This is a genomic window from Marivita sp., assembly GCF_020055675.1.
Lineage (GTDB): Bacteria > Pseudomonadota > Alphaproteobacteria > Rhodobacterales > Rhodobacteraceae > Marivita.
On record NZ_JAIPUS010000002.1, the window covers coordinates 76,537 to 92,625 of the forward strand.

16 protein-coding genes are annotated in these 16,089 nt (G+C 62.3%); 4 read left to right on the plus strand and 12 right to left on the minus strand.

The features are described 5' to 3' along the window. Nucleotides 1-66 precede the first annotated feature (66 nt). Complete coding sequence (locus tag LCF59_RS02220) at nucleotides 67-969, minus strand: DMT family transporter (protein ID WP_292285158.1); 903 nt, start codon at nucleotides 967-969, stop codon at nucleotides 67-69. A 19-nt stretch (nucleotides 970-988) separates the two neighbouring features. Further along, nucleotides 989-1,975: a fatty acid desaturase gene (locus LCF59_RS02225; protein WP_292285161.1), complete on the minus strand. Its 987-nt coding sequence runs from the start codon at nucleotides 1,973-1,975 to the stop codon at nucleotides 989-991. Between the two features lie 315 nt (nucleotides 1,976-2,290). Between LCF59_RS02225 and LCF59_RS02230 the strand changes: the two genes are divergently transcribed. Beyond that, entirely contained in the window at nucleotides 2,291-3,157 is an 867-nt protein-coding gene (locus LCF59_RS02230; protein WP_292285163.1) for a helix-turn-helix transcriptional regulator, read from the plus strand. Here the strand turns inward: LCF59_RS02230 and LCF59_RS02235 are convergent. Genes LCF59_RS02235 through modA form a run of 4 tightly spaced genes read right to left on the minus strand, consistent with a single transcriptional unit; the run spans nucleotide 3,151 to nucleotide 6,796 of the window. After that, nucleotides 3,151-4,194: an aldo/keto reductase gene (locus tag LCF59_RS02235; protein ID WP_292285165.1), complete on the minus strand. Its 1,044-nt coding sequence runs from the start codon at nucleotides 4,192-4,194 to the stop codon at nucleotides 3,151-3,153. The genes LCF59_RS02230 and LCF59_RS02235 overlap by 7 nt on opposite strands. Nucleotides 4,195-4,233: 39 nt before the next feature. Continuing rightward, nucleotides 4,234-5,331 carry a molybdenum ABC transporter ATP-binding protein gene (modC, locus tag LCF59_RS02240; protein WP_292285167.1) on the minus strand — a complete coding sequence of 366 codons (1,098 nt, stop codon included), beginning with the start codon at nucleotides 5,329-5,331 and terminating at the stop codon, nucleotides 4,234-4,236. Beyond that, nucleotides 5,328-6,026, minus strand: a complete 699-nt coding sequence (gene modB, locus LCF59_RS02245; RefSeq protein ID WP_292285169.1) for a molybdate ABC transporter permease subunit — start codon at nucleotides 6,024-6,026, stop codon at nucleotides 5,328-5,330. The genes modC and modB overlap by 4 nt, the downstream gene beginning before the upstream one ends. Further along, complete coding sequence (gene modA, locus LCF59_RS02250; RefSeq protein WP_292285171.1) at nucleotides 6,023-6,796, minus strand: molybdate ABC transporter substrate-binding protein; 774 nt, start codon at nucleotides 6,794-6,796, stop codon at nucleotides 6,023-6,025. Before modA ends, modB begins: the two co-directional genes overlap by 4 nt. Before the next feature lie 181 nt (nucleotides 6,797-6,977). On the opposite strand from modA, the gene LCF59_RS02255 reads away from it, so the two are divergent. Continuing rightward, nucleotides 6,978-7,637 (plus strand): hypothetical protein, encoded by a 660-nt coding sequence (locus LCF59_RS02255; protein ID WP_292285173.1) that lies wholly within the window; start codon nucleotides 6,978-6,980, stop codon nucleotides 7,635-7,637. A gap of 40 nt (nucleotides 7,638-7,677) precedes the next feature. Then, complete coding sequence (gene metG / locus LCF59_RS02260; RefSeq protein ID WP_292285174.1) at nucleotides 7,678-9,396, plus strand: methionine--tRNA ligase; 1,719 nt, start codon at nucleotides 7,678-7,680, stop codon at nucleotides 9,394-9,396. Nucleotides 9,397-9,493: 97 nt separating this feature from the next. On the opposite strand, the gene LCF59_RS02265 is transcribed toward metG, so the two are convergent. Together LCF59_RS02265 and LCF59_RS02270 are read right to left on the minus strand one after the other, a co-directional pair. After that, entirely contained in the window at nucleotides 9,494-9,928 is a 435-nt protein-coding gene (locus LCF59_RS02265) for a peptidylprolyl isomerase (protein ID WP_292285176.1), read from the minus strand. A 255-nt stretch (nucleotides 9,929-10,183) separates the two neighbouring features. Next, the gene (locus tag LCF59_RS02270) at nucleotides 10,184-10,642 is read right to left on the minus strand and encodes an Lrp/AsnC family transcriptional regulator (protein ID WP_292285450.1); all 459 of its coding nucleotides are present in this window, start codon (nucleotides 10,640-10,642) and stop codon (nucleotides 10,184-10,186) included. A 137-nt stretch (nucleotides 10,643-10,779) separates the two neighbouring features. Between LCF59_RS02270 and ald the strand changes: the two genes are divergently transcribed. After that, entirely contained in the window at nucleotides 10,780-11,901 is a 1,122-nt protein-coding gene (gene ald / locus LCF59_RS02275; RefSeq protein ID WP_292285177.1) for an alanine dehydrogenase, read from the plus strand. Nucleotides 11,902-11,954: 53 nt separating this feature from the next. On the opposite strand, the gene mscL is transcribed toward ald, so the two are convergent. The 4 genes from mscL to pheT all read right to left on the minus strand — a co-directional run bounded on the left by mscL (nucleotide 11,955) and on the right by pheT (nucleotide 16,089). Next, nucleotides 11,955-12,380 carry a large conductance mechanosensitive channel protein MscL gene (mscL, locus tag LCF59_RS02280; RefSeq protein ID WP_292285179.1) on the minus strand — a complete coding sequence of 142 codons (426 nt, stop codon included), beginning with the start codon at nucleotides 12,378-12,380 and terminating at the stop codon, nucleotides 11,955-11,957. Between the two features lie 150 nt (nucleotides 12,381-12,530). Then, a complete protein-coding gene (locus LCF59_RS02285; protein ID WP_292285180.1) occupies nucleotides 12,531-12,980 on the minus strand; it encodes a YtoQ family protein in 450 nt (149 codons plus the stop codon). 58 nt (nucleotides 12,981-13,038) lie between these two features. Further along, entirely contained in the window at nucleotides 13,039-13,671 is a 633-nt protein-coding gene (locus tag LCF59_RS02290; RefSeq protein WP_292285182.1) for a class I SAM-dependent methyltransferase, read from the minus strand. 21 nt (nucleotides 13,672-13,692) lie between these two features. Next, the gene (gene pheT, locus LCF59_RS02295) at nucleotides 13,693-16,089 is read right to left on the minus strand and encodes a phenylalanine--tRNA ligase subunit beta (RefSeq protein ID WP_292285184.1); all 2,397 of its coding nucleotides are present in this window, start codon (nucleotides 16,087-16,089) and stop codon (nucleotides 13,693-13,695) included.

Genomic DNA, 16,089 nt, shown 5'->3' on the forward strand with positions numbered 1-16,089 from the left:
GTCTGAATTGGGCCGCGGCATTGAAAGTCTGCAACAGATCTTGGGGCCCGCCCCTTGGGTCTGTCCCTAAAGCACCCATACGAATGTCAGAATCGACGCGCCCAGGAATCCGATGCCCACCAGTTCCCGCGCGGTGACGGTTTCACGGAAGAACAAGACAGACGCCATGAGCGAAAAGATCATCTCGATCTGACCGACGGCTTTGACATAGGCGGCGGTTTGCAGCGTGAAGGCAAGGAACCAGCCGAACGACCCGGCCATGGACGTCAACCCGACCCAGACAGCCAGACCGCGCGCCTGCCAGACGGCGGTGATCTGTCCGGGTTCGCGCCAGCGCAACCAAAGTGCCATCACCAGCAGCTGGGATGCCGTCACGCAAGCCAGCGTCATGCCCGCACGCAGCAGCGCGTCCTCGCTTGCGATCTCAAGCGAGGCGGAGCGATAGCTGGTGGCCGAGACTGCAAACAAGAGCCCTGACAGCACCCCCAGGCCAGTGGCGCGGCTTGTCAGCCCGTTCCAGAACTTTTGGCCGACGCCAGGTGTGCGGGACAGAAACAACAGGCCCACAAGGCCGATCAGGATCGCGCCCCATCCAGCCAATGACACAGGATCAGAGAAGAACAGAACGCCGACAATCGCGGTCTGGATGACCTCGGTTTTCTTGAACGTGATCCCGACCGCGAAATTGCGCTGCCGGAACAAGGCAACCACGCAGGCCGTGGCAAGGATTTGCCCCAGCGCACCCAGCCAGGCATAGGCCCAGAAAGCTCCGTTCAGCGCAAGAACTTCGATGCCTTTTGCCCAGATATACAACAGTGTCAGGAGCGCCGCGAAGGGGGCGGCATAGGCAAAGCGGGCAAAGGTCGACCCGGCGGTGCTCAGAACCTCGATACTCAGAACCTTTTGCAGCATGAACCGCACGGTTTGAAACAGGGCGGCCGCAACACTCGCGATAATCCAGATTTCCATGCGCCTCTATGGCGCCAGATCACTGATCTTGTCCATCCCGGTACAGCGGATGTGGCACGGGATCCTTTGCTCTGAACAGGTAGGTGCGCGCAACTTCGCCATAGGTGCTGTAGCGATAGCCTGCATTGGCCGACAGGAATTCCGCCCGACTTTCCCGGAAATGCCGGGGTAGCGCGTACCACGGCACACCTGGATGCATGTGATGCACGACGTGAAGGTTGTTGTTCAGGAACAAGAGCGCGAACAGCCCCCGGTCTTCGACAATCGCGGTACGCGCAAGGGGGCTATCATGCGCCCGGTGCTCGAGAAAGGTCCGGAGCTTGAGCAGCGACAGCGAGAGGTAAACCGACAGCAACCATGCCCAGATCGGCATGTTCGCCAAGGTCCCCATCCACAGGACGACAACCGCAACCGCGGGAAAATGCAACAACCACCCGGTCAGCACGCGCCGATCGCCGGCACGAACAAGACGCCAGTCTGTCCGGGTAAAGGCGATCTGCCCGAGGATCGGCCCAAGCAAAAGCCGCCCGGCCAGCGTATTATTGATTCGAAACAGTGTTTTTCGCCATTTGGGCAGTGCATGCCAAACTGCGGGATCAAGGTAATTGGTCTCGGGATCATCGTAGGGATCGGTCAGCGACTCGTCGCGATGATGCGCAAGATGGGTGTCGCGGAACCGCACGTAGGGGACCACCACCGTCAGCGCCGGAAAAACCAGAGCCGCATTCAGAACCACGCTGCGTGACGGGTGCCCGTGCAACGCCTCGTGACTGAGCGACGCATGTTGCGCGGCCGTCACGGCGCAAATCGCGACGGCCAGACCCAGGGACACCTGCGCGATCCAGACGGTGGCCACGGCCCATAGCCCATAGGTCACGATCAGTAGCGCGACCGTGGGCCATTCCGCCAGGCGGCTGTGGATCCGGACCCATTGGCTCCACCACTTTTGTGCCGAAAAACACACGCGATCGACGGGTCGCTTCGTGCAGTCACGACGTTCAGTCATGACACCACAGACCCGCTGTTGAGATCATGCTTGATCCGGAGACGTTCGGGTCTGGTGGAGTTCCGCCTGACATCGCCTCAAGGGCTTGAAACGTAATGACTGTTTCTGCGGCCTTGCTTACTGGCAGACGCAAAATCTTCCGAACTGCGGTGCTGGACCCAACGGCTCCAGACCCTCGCCCAGCTGGTCGCGGGACAAGCGCGTTTTTCATAAATCACCCTGATTGATACCAAGGCAGACATTACGTCAGACGAGACCTTTGCAGAATTCGGAGTTTAGTGCACAATTGTCCGGATTGATGATTTTTATCAAGAGATGTGTGAAAACCAAATGGACAAGCGCAAACGCGCAGATCTTTTCCGCAGCCGACTGAGCACAGCGATCGCGCGCGCCGGCACCAGCCAAAGCGCGCTGGCGCGCGACAGCGGATTCGACCGATCCACGATCTCGCAACTTTTGCGCGATGATGCCGCACGGCTGCCCAATGCGCATGTCGTGGGGGCTTGTGCCGATGTGCTGGGTGTGTCCGCAGACTGGCTTCTGGGCCTTGCCGAACATCCCGAAACCGCGTCGGACCTACTGGCCAGTGCGCTCACTCTGACCGAGGCGCCCCGCGCCCTGGTCGATCAGCAGATCTATGACTGGCACCGAGAGGCCGAGGGATACAAGATACGCCATGTCCCCGCGGCCCTGCCGGACGTGCTCAAGACCACAGAGGTTTTGTCCTGGGAATACGGGCCGCACCTGGGGCGCACGGCGGAGCAGGCAATCAGCGCGTCGACCAAGCGCCTCGAATGGATGCGCCAATCCGCATCAGACTATGAAATCGCCATGCCGCTTTACGAGATTCAGAGTTTTGTTGAAGGCACCGGCTATTACGATGGCCCGTCGCGTGACATGCGGTTGCAGCAGATCGACCACCTGATTGATCTGACGCGTACACTCTATCCCCGCGTCCGGGTCTATCTGTTCGATGCCCGACGTCTCTTCTCCGCGCCGATCACGGTGTTCGGCCCGCTTCTTTCGGTGATCTATGTCGGGCGAAACTATCTTGCTTTTCGCGACACGCGGCGTGTACGTGCCTTTTCCGACCATTTCGATCACCTCGTGCGGGAGGCTCAGATCACGGCGCGGAGTTTTCCCGATCACCTTGCAGATTTGCGGCGCAGGCTGGATCAATAGGGCATCGGATGCTGTCGATGTGTGTCGTCCAGCGCCGTTATCACATCGTCGGACAACGTCAGGTCAGCGGCCTTCAACAAATGCGCCAACTGCGCCGTGGTCGTCGCGCCAAAGATCGAAGACGCCACGAAGGGCCGCCGCGCCGACCATGCCAGCGCCATCTGGGCAAGGTCCAGCCCGGCCCCTTCTGCAACCTTGGCATACGCATCAACCGCCTCGAAGGCGCGGTCGGTCTTGCGCCCGCCAAGCGTGCCGTTGAGTGACATGCGCGAGCCTTCGGGCATCGCGCCGTTCTGATACTTGCCCGTCAGCAATCCCGCGGCGAGCGGCGAAAACGGCAAGAGAGACACGCCCTCGTTCAGCATCATTTCAGCAAGATCGGTGTCCGCCATTCGGCACATCAGGGAATACTCGTTCTGAACGGTCTCCATCCGGGGCCCGGCCACCGCCTCGGCCACCCTCAGCCACATCGACGTGCCCCAGGTGCTTTCGTTTGACAGCCCGATATGCCGGATGCGCCCCTTGTCGATCTCGCGCCCCAGCGCGCCCAGAACATCCGCCATGTGTTGCAAGGTCGACGCCCGATCCTGCGAGCTGGGATCATAGGTCCAATTTTGCCGGAACATGTAGGAACCGCGATTGGGCCAATGCAGCTGGTAAAGGTCGATATGGTCCACCTTCAACCGCTTGAGCGAATTTTCCACCGCCGCAGGCACCGTTTCGGAAGTGATCGGCGCTCCGCCGCGCACATAGCGCATGCCTGCGCCGGAAATCTTGGTCGCCACGATCCAGTCATTGCGGCGACCGGTTTTGGCGAACCAGGTGCCAAGGATTTCTTCGGTCAGGCCAATGGTCTCTTCGGCAATCGGGTTCACGGGATACATCTCGGCGGCATCAAGGAAGTTGATCCCTGCCGCCAACGCCATGTCCATCTGGGCATGCGCCTCTGCCTCGGGCGTCTGGTTGCCGAATGTCATCGTGCCAAGGCAGAGCTCCGACACCTCGAGATCGGTTTTGCCCAGTTGGTTCATCTTCATCACGCGTTCCTTCGTCTGAATTTGCGCGCACACTAGCGGCTAGATCCCGCTCTGCAAGCCGACCGCGATATCGGTCTGCGACACTGCCACGGATTTCATCACCGCGTAACATTCCGTTCCCGCAGCAATGCCCAGGGCATCTGCGCTGCGCCGCGTTATCCGCGCGAGCAGACGGTCGTCTCCTGCCAGGAGCTGCACGATCACACCAGGTCCCTCACCGCGCCGCACGGCCAGAACACGCACCGGCAGGATATTGAGCGCAGACAGCCCCTCGGGCCGGGCGCGCGACAGGATGACGTCCTGTGCCAGGATACGCACCCGCAGGGCCGCGCCCACCGGCGCGTCCACAGCCGGAAGAAAGAGCCGCCCCCCCGAAATTGACAATGTGCTCAACCCGTCCTCGGGCGGCGCGGCGACCCTCGCGGACAGGACCGCCCCCGCGTCGCGGATACCCAAAAGGCGCACCACTTCCGGATCCGTCAGCACTTCATCCGGCGCGCCGGAACGGATCACCAGGCCATCGTCGATCAGGACAATATGCGTTGCAAGCCGTGCCACCTCTGCCATGTTATGCGTAACATAGAGGATCGAGATCCCTGTCTCGCGCCGCAAGGTTTCGAGATATGGCAGGATTTCCGCCTTGCGCGGGCCGTCGAGCGACGCCAAAGGTTCGTCCATCAAAAGCATGTCCGGCTCCGACAACAGCGCCCGGCCGATCGCCACCCTCTGCGCCTCGCCGCCGGAAAGCGCATGGGTGCGCCGGTCGAGCAGATGTGAAATTCCCAAAAGCTCACCGACATGCCCAGGACTTGGCGACCCGCGTCCGCTGACCCGCGCCGCGTAACACAGGTTGTCGCGCACCGTGAGATGCGGAAACAAGCGGCTGTCCTGGAATACGTAGCCCAACCGCCGCCGGTGCACCGGCAGTTTCACCTTGTTTGCCCCGTCGAACAGCACGCGCTCGTTCAACACGATGCGCCCCTCATCAGGGGCCAAAAGGCCGGCGATAGCTTTAACGACGGATGTCTTGCCGCTGCCGGATCGCCCGAAAAGCACTGTCACGCCGTCGGGCGCTTCGAATGCCGCGTGCAGGGTAAAACCACCCAGCGCACAGGAGATATCCACCGAAAGACTCATGTCCCGGAAATCCGTCGCGCCACACGGCGGGACAGCCATTCCGACAGGATCAGCGCTCCGATGGCGATGCCAACCGCCACGCCCACGAGCCGCAGCGCCGCCGTTTCGCCACCCGGCACCTGCAAGAAGGCATAGATCGCCGACGGCACCGTGCGCGTCTCGCCGGGAATGTTGGAAACGAAGGTGATCGTCGCACCGAATTCACCCATCGCCTTGGCAAAGGCCAGCACCGCCCCGGCGATGATTCCGGGCAGGATCAAAGGCAGCGTCACGGTGCGAAACACCGCGATGCGGTTCGCCCCGAGTGTGGCAGCCGCTTCCTCGAGTTTGGGATCGACCGCCTCGATCGCCAGCCGCATCGCGCGCACCATCAGCGGAAACGCCATGATCGATGCCGCCAGAGCCGCACCCGTCCATTGGAACGCCAAGGTGATGCCGAAGATATTCTCCAGAAATTCACCGACGGGTCCGCGCCGGCCAAAACTCAGCAAAAGGAGGTAGCCGGTGACCACAGGCGGCAGGATCAGCGGCAGGTGCACCAGCCAGTTCAACACGTCGCGGCCCATGAACCGCCCGCGCGCCAAGGCCATCGCGCAAGCCAGACCGAAAGGCAGGCTCAGGACCGTGGCCCAGAACGAGACTTTCAAAGACAGCGCAACAGCCTGCCACTCCTCGGGCCCCAGCCCTCCGATCATGAGCCGGGATCCGGGGGCAAGAACCCGAACTCCGCCAGTATCGCTTGCGCATCCGCCTTGGCCAGCCAATCGACAAAGGCCTCGGCCGTGTCGCTCTTGCTGCTATCCGCCACGACGGCCGCCGGATACCGGATCGGCGGATGGGTCCGTTCAGGCACGGTTCCGGCAATGACCACGCGCGGCTCGGCCTGCGCATCGGTCGCATAAACCACTCCGAACGGCGCTTCACCCAGCGCCACCAGCGCCAGCGCCGCGCGCACGTTATCGGTCGGCGCAAGCCGCGTGCGGAGACTGGCCCAAAGCCCCAGATCGCGCAGCGCCGCCTTGGCATAAATTCCGGCCGGCACCGCGTCTGGCAAGGCGACGGCAAGACGCCCATCAGGTCCAAGAACTGCGGCAATATCGGTTTGCGGTGTAACCTCCACGTCCGAAGCGGCCGCCGGATCATGTGCCACCAGCACCAGACTGTTCGACGCGCTGTCCGTTCGGCTCTGCGAGACTATCCGCCCGCGCTCTTCCAGCCAGTCCATCCAATCGGCATTGGCCGACACGAAAACATCTGCCGGTGCGCCGGAATCGATCTGCCGCGCCAATGTCGCGCTGCCCGCAAAAACCAGCGTCACGTCCTGCCCGGTCGTGGTCTCCCATGCGTCGGCCAGAGCCTCCATCGCATCGCCCATGGACGCGGCGGCGAACACCGTGAGCTCCTCTGCCTTGGCGGGCAGCGCAAGGCAGATCGTCAACAAGGTGGTGCGCAGCGCCGGAAGCATGGCGGATCCTTTCTGGAGCAGTCGCGCGTACCAGACCAAGAGCACCGGTCAGAGGCAAGAGCCAGCGCATGCCCTGCGACGAATCTCTTGAGAACAAATATGGAACAAATATAGTCCCCTCATGCACGATGCCGCCGCCCTCCTGTCTCGCCGCCCGCACCACCCAGCCCCCGAGGTCTCGATGGGGGATGCCGAAATTGCCCTGCGCCTTGGCCGGGTGCACGAACTCTGCGGCTCCGCGCGGCGCACATTGGCGCTGTCCATTGCCGCCCGGACGGGCGGGCCGGTGATCTGGATTCACCCTCATGCGACGCCGCAAAGCCTTTGTGCCGATACGGTGTCGGGTTTCGTGAACCCCGGCGAGATACTGTTTGCAGCCCCCCGCAAGCGCGACATGCTGCTCTGGGCCGCAGAGGAATCGCTGCGCGACGGGCAGGCGCCGGTGGTGATCTGCGATCTGCCAGACCCACCCGGCATGGTGCCGGTACGCCGCCTGCACCTTGCCGCCGAGGAGGGTTGCGGAGCCGGCCTGTGCCGTCCGCTTGCGCTTCTGCTGACACCGGGGGGCGGCGGTGCGCCGGGCATCGAAACGCGCTGGTCGCTTGATCCCGCGCATCACGAAGGGACCGGGCATTGGATCCTCAGCCGCCTGCGCGCCCGCATGGCCCCGCCCCGCGACTGGCTGATGACATGGACCGACCAAGGGATCGCGCCACGCGACGCTTCCCGGGAGACCATTGCGCCAAACGAAAAAACCAACGCGCCCGGACATACGCAGGACGGCGGCGAGTCTTTCGGGAAACGCTCCGATCCTCTGGCACTTGCGCCGCTGATCCGCTAAGGCGTGCCGAACCTAGGAACAACACGCAGGCGCACCCAGCATGGCACGTCACCTGATCACGTCGGCGATCCCCTATATCAACGGGATCAAGCATCTCGGCAACCTCGTGGGCAGCCAATTGCCCGCCGATCTCTATGCCCGTTACCTGCGCGCGCGCGGCCACGAAGTGATGTTCCTCTGCGCCACCGACGAACATGGCACCCCGGCCGAGCTGGCCGCCGCCAAGGCGGGCAAGCCGGTCGAGGATTACTGCCGAGAGATGCACGCCGTGCAAACGGACATCGCGCAAGGGTTCCGCCTGTCGTTCGATCATTTCGGACGCTCTTCCAGCCCGCAGAACCACGCGCTGACCCAGCATTTCGCAGGCCGCCTTGCTGATGCTGGCCTGATCCGCGAGGTCAGCGAGAAACAGGTCTATTCCCACACGGACAAACGCTTTCTGCCGGACCGATACATCGAAGGCACCTGCCCCAATTGCGGATACGACAAGGCGCGCGGCGATCAATGCGAAAACTGCACCAAGCAGCTTGACCCGACCGACCTGATCGACCCGCGATCAGCCATTTCCGGGTCCACCGAGCTCGAGGTGCGCGAAACCAAGCACCTCTACCTGCGCCAATCCGACATGCGCGCCAAATTGCAGGACTGGATCGACAGCAAGACCGACTGGCCGATCCTGACCACGTCGATTGCCAAGAAATGGCTCAACGATGGCGACGGGCTGCAGGACCGGGGCATCACGCGTGATCTCGACTGGGGCATACCTGTCAAGAAAGGCGACGAAGACTGGCCCGGCATGGAGGGCAAGGTCTTTTATGTCTGGTTCGACGCACCCATCGAATACATCGCCTGCGCCGGCGAATGGGCCGAGGCCAACGGCAAATCAGACGCTGACTGGCAACGCTGGTGGCGCACCGACAAGGGCGCGGACGATGTGCGCTATACCCAGTTCATGGGCAAGGACAACGTGCCGTTCCACACACTCAGCTTTCCCGCGACCATCCTGGGGTCGGGAGAGCCATGGAAACTCGTCGATTACATCAAATCCTTCAATTACCTGAATTATGATGGTGGCCAGTTCTCGACCAGCCAGGGGCGCGGCGTCTTCATGGACCAGGCGCTCGATATCCTGCCTGCGGATTACTGGCGCTGGTGGCTGCTGTCCCACGCTCCCGAAAGCTCGGACGCCGAATTTACGTGGGAGAATTTCCAGGGGTCGGTCAACAAGGACCTTGCCGATGTTCTGGGCAACTTCGCCAGCCGTGTGACGAAATTCTGCCGGTCCAAGTTCGGCGACGAGGTTCCGTCCGGCGGCACGGAAGGAGAGCGTGAGGCACAGTTGAACCGCGATCTCGAAAGCGCCCTGGGCGATTATCAACGCCACATGGATGCAATCGACGTGCGCAAATCCGCAGCTGCCCTACGCGGTCTTTGGGTGCTGGGCAACGAATACCTCCAAGACGCCGCGCCCTGGGCGACCTTCAAGGAAGACCCCGAGACGGCGGCCATGCAAATCCGCACGGCGCTCAATCTGATCCGCGTTTACGGTGTGATCTCTGAGCCCTTCATCCCGGACGCATCGGCCCAACTGCTGACAGCAATGAACGCAGATGGCGCTGAATGGCCCAAGGATGCGGCAAGCGCCCTGTCGGCCCTGCCCGCCGGTCACAGTTTTGTTGTGCCCGAAGTGACTTTCCGCAAGATCACCGATGATGAACGCGACAGCTGGGCCGCACAGTTCTCGGGCACCCGCGACTGACGCCCGCACAGAACAAGGCACTGCGTGCGCGTTTCACAACAACGGCGCGATGCGACCAAGCCGACAATCGACGGCTTGGTCAAAATTTCGAATCAGGTCAGGCCGCCTTGATATCGACCAGTTCGACGTCGAAGGTGAGATCCTGGCCGGCCAACGGATGGTTGGCGTCCAGAGTCACCTCGGTCTCGTTCACGTCGGCAACGGTCACCGGAACGGTCTGCCCGGTCGGGGTCTGCATCTGCAACTGTGTGCCCGGCTCCAGCGGGATTTCCGCCGGAATGTCGGCGCGCGGCACGGCTTGCTTAGCGTTGGGATCATGTTGCCCATACGCCTGATCGGCAGGCACCGCCACTTGCTTGGTGTCGCCAACAGTCATGCCGGGCATCGCTTGATCGAGGCCGGGAATGATCTCGCCAGCGCCGACTGTGAATTCAAGCGGATCCCGCCCATTCGAACTGTCAAAGGTCGAACCGTCGGCCAGCGTGCCTGTATAATGAATCGAAACGGTATCGCCCGTTTTTACCTGGGTCATGAATGCTCCGTAGGTGGGGGATGAGTGTGGGAGGCCGCATCACTGGCGGGTTCTCCGGTGCAATACCCTAGTTTAACTGGACCTGCCCGGAGACGCAATTCACCCGTCAACGGGAATCTGTTCGGCCGCACAAACTCTTTGACCAGTCCCGCGTTCACGTCGCGGGTCACCAAGGCGTTCCGCGGGGCATAGCCGTTTGTCCTGCACCCCGAAAACAACCTGGTGTCCGAACACAGGATACAGAGGGGTCCGGACCTAAAGTGGCAGGGCGGTCGTTTTGAACACGGTGCGCAGCGCGAAGGAGCTTTGCATCTGCGCCACCCCCGGAAGCCGCGTGAGGTACTGCCGGTGGATGCGTGCGAAATCCTCCGTGTCCTCGGCGACGACCTTGAGGATGTAATCCGCCGTCCCGGCCATCAGGTGACATTCCAGAACATCCGGCACCCGTGCCACGGCCTTTTCGAACGCTTCGAGGATCTCGTCGGCCTGGCCATTCAACGTGATTTCCACAAATACGGTTGTCGGCATCCCCAGCTTGCGCGCATCCAGGAGCGCCACGTAATTGCGGATCACACCATCCGCTTCGAGCCGCTGAACCCGCCGGTGACAGGCCGAGGCCGACAAGTGCACAGCCTCCGCCAGATCGGCGTTCGACAGGCGCCCCTGGCGTTGCAGCACGCGTAGAATCCGCCGATCCGTGTCATCCAGCGCCATATCGCCCCACTCCTCCCGGTAAATTGCCATAAATTCGAAGCATCTTCGCAAGATGTCCGCTTTCACGCTAGAAATCCACACGGAATTGCCCGCAGCTTCCGCTACCATTGCAGGACAAGAAATCGGAGGAGACACCCATGAAGATCGGCTGCCCAACCGAAATCAAACCGCAAGAATTTCGCGTCGGCGTCACCCCAAGTGCCGCGCAGGAAGCCGCGGCGCATGGCCATACCGTTCTGATCCAGACCGGCGCAGGCTCTGGCGCGGGTTTCGAAGACGCCGATTACATCGCGGCCGGCGCAAGGATTGTCGACACCGCAGACGAGATTTTCGCAACCGCAGACATGATCGTGAAGGTCAAGGAACCGCAAAAAGGCGAACGCAAGATGCTGCAAGAGGGTCAGATACTTTTCACGTATCTCCACCTTGCTCCCGATCCCGCTCAGACCCATGACCTGATCGCCTCGGGTGCGACGTGCATCGCCTACGAGACCGTAACGGACAGCAATGGCGGCTTGCCGCTGCTGGCCCCGATGTCCGAGGTCGCAGGCAAGCTGGCTCCGCAAGTGGGCGCGTGGACCCTGCAAAAGGCCAATGGCGGGCGCGGCGTTCTGATGGGCGGCGTTCCGGGGGTCGGTCCGACACAAGTGGCGGTAATCGGCGGAGGCGTCGTTGGCACACACGCAGCACGCGTTGCGGCGGGCATGGGGGCCGAGGTGACGGTGCTCGACCGCTCGCTGGCCCGGATGCGGTATCTGGACGACGCATTCGGCCCGAGCTTTCGCACCCGCTATGCCAGCAAATCCAACATCCAAGAGATGATCGCGCTGGCCGATATGGTCGTGGGCGCCGTCCTAGTCCCGGGCGCGGCTGCCCCCAAGCTGGTCCGCCGCGCGGACCTGAAACACATGAAAACCGGCGCGGCGCTTGTCGATGTGGCGATCGACCAAGGCGGCTGCTTTGAAACCTCCAGAGCAACAACGCATGAAGATCCGATCTACGACGTCGACGGGATCCTGCATTACTGCGTCGCCAACATGCCCGGAGCCGTGGCGCGCACCTCGACCATCGCGCTTGGCAATGCCACGATGCCCTTCATGCTGGCATTGGCCGACAAGGGCTGGAAACAGGCCTGCATCGACGATCCGCATCTGCTCGCGGGGCTGAACGTGCATGCAGGACAGCTGACATATGCCGCCGTCGGCAATGCTCTTGGCATCGATGTGACGGACGCGCAGTCGGTTCTGCAAGCCGCGTGAGCCGCGCATGATCCGGGGGTGCTTGTGAAACGGCCCCCCCCGGACCAACGGCCTCAGTCTTTCTTAAGGGCGTCCCGAATTTCGAGCAATACGTCAAGCTCGCTTGGACCGGTGTCGACCTCGGGTGCAACATCTTCGGGCTTTTCCGCGGTAGACTTGATCCGATTGACCATCTTGACCAGCAGGAACACGACAAAAGCGATGATCAGGAAATTGATCACGGCCATGATGAAGTTCCCGATCGCAAAGACAGCGGCACCCGCCTCTTGCGCCGCCGCAAGCGACGCGTGCTCGCTGCCATCGAGCGTGTAGAACCAGCCCGAAAAGTCGATCCCGCCGGTGAACAGCGCGATGACCGGGTTGATCAGGTCACCGACCAGCGACGTCACGATGGCCGTGAAAGCGGCCCCGACGATGATGCCGACGGCCATGTCCATGACATTTCCCTTGGCGATGAAATCCTTGAATTCTTGAATCATTACTTTGTTTTCCCTCGTATTGGCGTGCCCCGGCGTGTCAGCCGGGGGTGCCTGTTGGATAGCATCGTGATGCTCTTTGTCACCCGTCGGGAAACGATCCACGGGGAATTTGCGCAATCCCGTCGCAGGATGCGGCATCGCGGTCGCAGATCAGGACGGCAGAGTTCCGGTCAGCACGTAGCGCAGGACTTGCGCCACTTCCTGCGGCGTTCGGGTCATCGCCAGCGCGGCGGCATCGACCTCCTTGAGGGCATGATCATGCTCGGGCTGTTGCAGGATGATCAGCGATTTTCCCAGCGCGCTCGCATAGCCTGCGTCAAAGGCGGCATTCCACTGTTTGTATTTTTCGCCAAAACGCACCACCACGACATCCGCGTCCGCGATGCCCTTGCGGGTGCGAATCGCGTTGACCATAGCACCCTTGTGGTCGTGCCAATACTTGTCGCCTTCCGTGCCAAGGATGGCGACACCGCAATCGTCGCTTGCCGCGTGATCGGTGACCGGGCTGTCGAAGCTGACATCAAGACCCTGACAGGCTTCGATGATCTGCTCGCGCCAATCAGTGTGAATTTCGCCGGACAGGTAAACACGCAATCCCATGGGATTCTCCTCTTTCTGGATGGACCTAAGGCGTAGCGCACAACTCAGGCGAAGAAAATCAGGTCACACGGCGCGCGATCACGGTCCAACGCGGGTCTTTGCCGGGGGCAAGGTCCATTGTTTCGATCACGAATCCAGCCTCGTTGATTGCAGCACGCAGATCGTCCACATACAGCTTGGCAAAAAACGGCGCTTTGCCGATGGCCTGCATGACCGGCAGGCCAAGCTGGATGAACCACCAGATCAGGTTGCGCCGCTCCGGCATGCAGAAGGTTTTTGAGACGAAGACGCCCCCCGGTTTCGTGCGACCTGCAATTTCGGACAAGGCGCCCGGCATGTCTTTCAGCAAGTGAAGAAGGTTGAAGGCCAGCACCATGTCGAACGGGCCTCGGGGCGCGTCCCACGGGTCTGCCGTGGCAAACTCGACATCCGTGATGCCCTGCTGAGCCGCTTTTTCGCGCCCCTTGTCGAGCATCGCGGGGGACACATCGGTCGCCACGATCCGTGACACGCTGGCGGCCAATGCAAGCGCAGTTGTGCCTGTGCCACATCCCAGCTCAAGCACGTCGTCATCGGACGACGCCAGCGCGCGCACCTGCTCCAGGGTTGCCTCGTAAGCCGCCTGATTGCGGATCGGGGCAGCGGCGTATTTGTCTGCAACCTTGTTCCAGAATTTTGCAGACGAATACACGATACATCCCGCCTTTCGATGTTACCCGCGCAAGACGCCGCCGGTGGCTTTGGACACCTTCTCGACGATCTTCTTGCCCACCGCCTCGATATCTGCATCCTTCAGCGTGGAGACCCCAGGTTGCAGCCGAACGGTGATGGCCAGGGATTTCTTGCCATCCCCCAGCGATCCACCGATGAATTCGTCAAAGACCCGCACGTCCGAAATCAGGGCTTTGTCAGCACCGGCCGCGGCGTTGACCAGATCAAGGGCGGCCACATCCGCATCCACGACAAAGGCGAAATCCCGCTCGACCGCCTGTAGGTCATTCGACACCAAGGCCGCCCGCGTCGCGCCGGATTTGCGCGGCAACGGGATGTTTTCCGGCCAAAGGGTAAAGCCAACCGCGGGACCTTTGACATCCATCGCCTTGAGCACCTTGGGGTGCAATTCGCCGAACACGCCCAGCACCTTTTTCGGGCCAAGGCAGATCATGCCGTGACGTCCCGGATGCCACCAGTCGCTTGCGCCGCGCAGGATCTGTGCCTTGGCGGGCGCACCCATGGCGGACAGGATCGCCTCGGCATCGGCCTTGACGTCGAAAACGTCAACGGCGCGCGCCGAGCCATGGACGTCCTTGGGGCCGGTCTTGCCAATCAGGACACCGGACAGTTGCAGATGCTGTTCCTCGGGCTCGCCACCATGGAACGCGTGACCCAGTTCGAACAGGGCAAGGTCCATGAACCCGCGCGCCTGGTTGCGGGCGGCGGCCTGCAAGAGACCGGCCAGCAAGGCGGGTCGCATATGGCTCATGTCCGTGCTGATCGGGTTGGCCAGCATCGTGGCATCATCGCCACCCCCGAACAGGGTCGCTGCCGCCTTGTCGATGAAGCTGTAGGTCACGCATTCGTTGTAGCCCAAGGCTGCCGCCGTCCGACGCGCGGCGCGTTCGCGGCGCTGCATCGGGGACAGGATCGGTTTCGGCACACCCGGGTCCATGCGGCGCATCGGCTTGCCTTGCAGCTTGGTCAGGGACGCGATGCGCGCCACTTCTTCCACCAGATCGGCCTCGCCCGTCACGTCTGGGCGCCAGCTAGGCACATGCGCCATGTTGCCGTCGAGCCGGAATCCCAACACGGTCAGGGTCTGACGCTGTTCTGCCTCGGGGATGTCCATGCCGACAAGCGAGATCACCCGCGCGGGGTCGAGTTTATAGGCGCGGGAGGCGTCGGGGACGGCTCCCGCTTGGATCAACTCAGAGGCTTCACCGCCTGCGTGATCGACGATCATCCGCACCGCGTGTTCCAGCCCTTCGGGCGTGAAAGCCGGATCGACGCCCCGTTCGAAACGGTACCGCGCATCCGAGTTGATCTTGAGCGCGCGGCCCGTATAGGCGATCTGGATCGGGTCCCAATAGGCGCTTTCGACGAACACATCCGTGGTCTCGTCGGTGCAGCCGGTTTCCTCGCCCCCCATGATGCCGGCAATGCTTTCGGGGCCCTTGGCGTCGGAAATCACCATCTGGCCGGGCTGGAGCGTGTAGCTCTTGCCATCGAGCGCCAAGAGGTCCTCGCCGCCTTGCGCGCGGTGGATGCGCAGATCGCCCGTCACCTTGGCCATGTCGAAGACGTGCAAGGGCCGGTTGCGGTCATAGGTGAAGAAGTTGGTCACATCGACAAGGAAGTTGATCGGGCGCAGGCCGATGGCGCGCAGCGCGTCTTGCAGCCATTGCGGGCTGGGGCCGTTCTTGACCCCCCGAATGATCCGGCCACAGAAGAGCGGGCAGCCGTCGAGCGTGTCTTCGTCGATGGTCACCTTGGTGTCGGCCCGGAACGCGGCGGGCACCGGATCGACATCGCGGGGCTTGAGCGTACCCAGACCGCGCGCCGCCAGATCGCGGGCGATGCCCTGAACCCCCAGCGCATCGGGGCGGTTGGGGGTAATGGCGATCTCGATCACCGGGTCCACCTTGGACGGATCGTTCTCGGCCAGCCAGTCGATGAATTTCTGGCCCACCTCGCCCGAGGGCAGTTCGATGATGCCGTCATGTTCGTCGCTGAGTTCAAGCTCGCGCTCCGAGGCCATCATGCCGTGGCTTTCGACACCGCGGATATTGCCGACGCTGAGCGTGACGTCGATGCCCGGCACATAGTCGCCGGGTTTGGCCAGAACCACTGTGATCCCCGCCCGCGCATTCGGCGCGCCGCAGACGATCTGCTTGTCGCCCTTGTCGGTCGCGACCGTGCAGACGCGCAGCCGGTCGGCGTCAGGGTGCTGTTCGGCGTGTTTTACCTTCGCCAGCGTAAAGGCCTTGAGCTTGTCCGCCGGGTTCTCGACGCCTTCGACCTCAAGGCCCAGATCGGTCAGGGCATAGGTGATCTCGTCCACGGTGGCCGTGGTGTCGAGGTGGTCTTTCAGCCAGGAGAGGGTGAATTTCAT

Excerpts from the sequence above, each read along its gene's own strand:
- LCF59_RS02220 (WP_292285158.1), bottom strand. The coding sequence starts at position 969 with ATGGAAATCTGGATTATCGCGAGTGTTGCGGCCGCCCTGTTTCAAACC.
- LCF59_RS02225 (WP_292285161.1), bottom strand. The coding sequence starts at position 1,975 with ATGACTGAACGTCGTGACTGCACGAAGCGACCCGTCGATCGCGTGTGT.
- LCF59_RS02230 (WP_292285163.1), top strand. The coding sequence starts at position 2,291 with ATGTGTGAAAACCAAATGGACAAGCGCAAACGCGCAGATCTTTTCCGC.
- LCF59_RS02235 (WP_292285165.1), bottom strand. The coding sequence starts at position 4,194 with ATGAAGATGAACCAACTGGGCAAAACCGATCTCGAGGTGTCGGAGCTC.
- modC (WP_292285167.1), bottom strand. The coding sequence starts at position 5,331 with ATGAGTCTTTCGGTGGATATCTCCTGTGCGCTGGGTGGTTTTACCCTG.
- modB (WP_292285169.1), bottom strand. The coding sequence starts at position 6,026 with ATGATCGGAGGGCTGGGGCCCGAGGAGTGGCAGGCTGTTGCGCTGTCT.
- modA (WP_292285171.1), bottom strand. The coding sequence starts at position 6,796 with ATGCTTCCGGCGCTGCGCACCACCTTGTTGACGATCTGCCTTGCGCTG.
- LCF59_RS02255 (WP_292285173.1), top strand. The coding sequence starts at position 6,978 with ATGGGGGATGCCGAAATTGCCCTGCGCCTTGGCCGGGTGCACGAACTC.
- metG (WP_292285174.1), top strand. The coding sequence starts at position 7,678 with ATGGCACGTCACCTGATCACGTCGGCGATCCCCTATATCAACGGGATC.
- LCF59_RS02265 (WP_292285176.1), bottom strand. The coding sequence starts at position 9,928 with ATGACCCAGGTAAAAACGGGCGATACCGTTTCGATTCATTATACAGGC.
- LCF59_RS02270 (WP_292285450.1), bottom strand. The coding sequence starts at position 10,642 with ATGGCGCTGGATGACACGGATCGGCGGATTCTACGCGTGCTGCAACGC.
- ald (WP_292285177.1), top strand. The coding sequence starts at position 10,780 with ATGAAGATCGGCTGCCCAACCGAAATCAAACCGCAAGAATTTCGCGTC.
- mscL (WP_292285179.1), bottom strand. The coding sequence starts at position 12,380 with ATGATTCAAGAATTCAAGGATTTCATCGCCAAGGGAAATGTCATGGAC.
- LCF59_RS02285 (WP_292285180.1), bottom strand. The coding sequence starts at position 12,980 with ATGGGATTGCGTGTTTACCTGTCCGGCGAAATTCACACTGATTGGCGC.
- pheT (WP_292285184.1), bottom strand. The coding sequence starts at position 16,089 with ATGAAATTCACCCTCTCCTGGCTGAAAGACCACCTCGACACCACGGCC.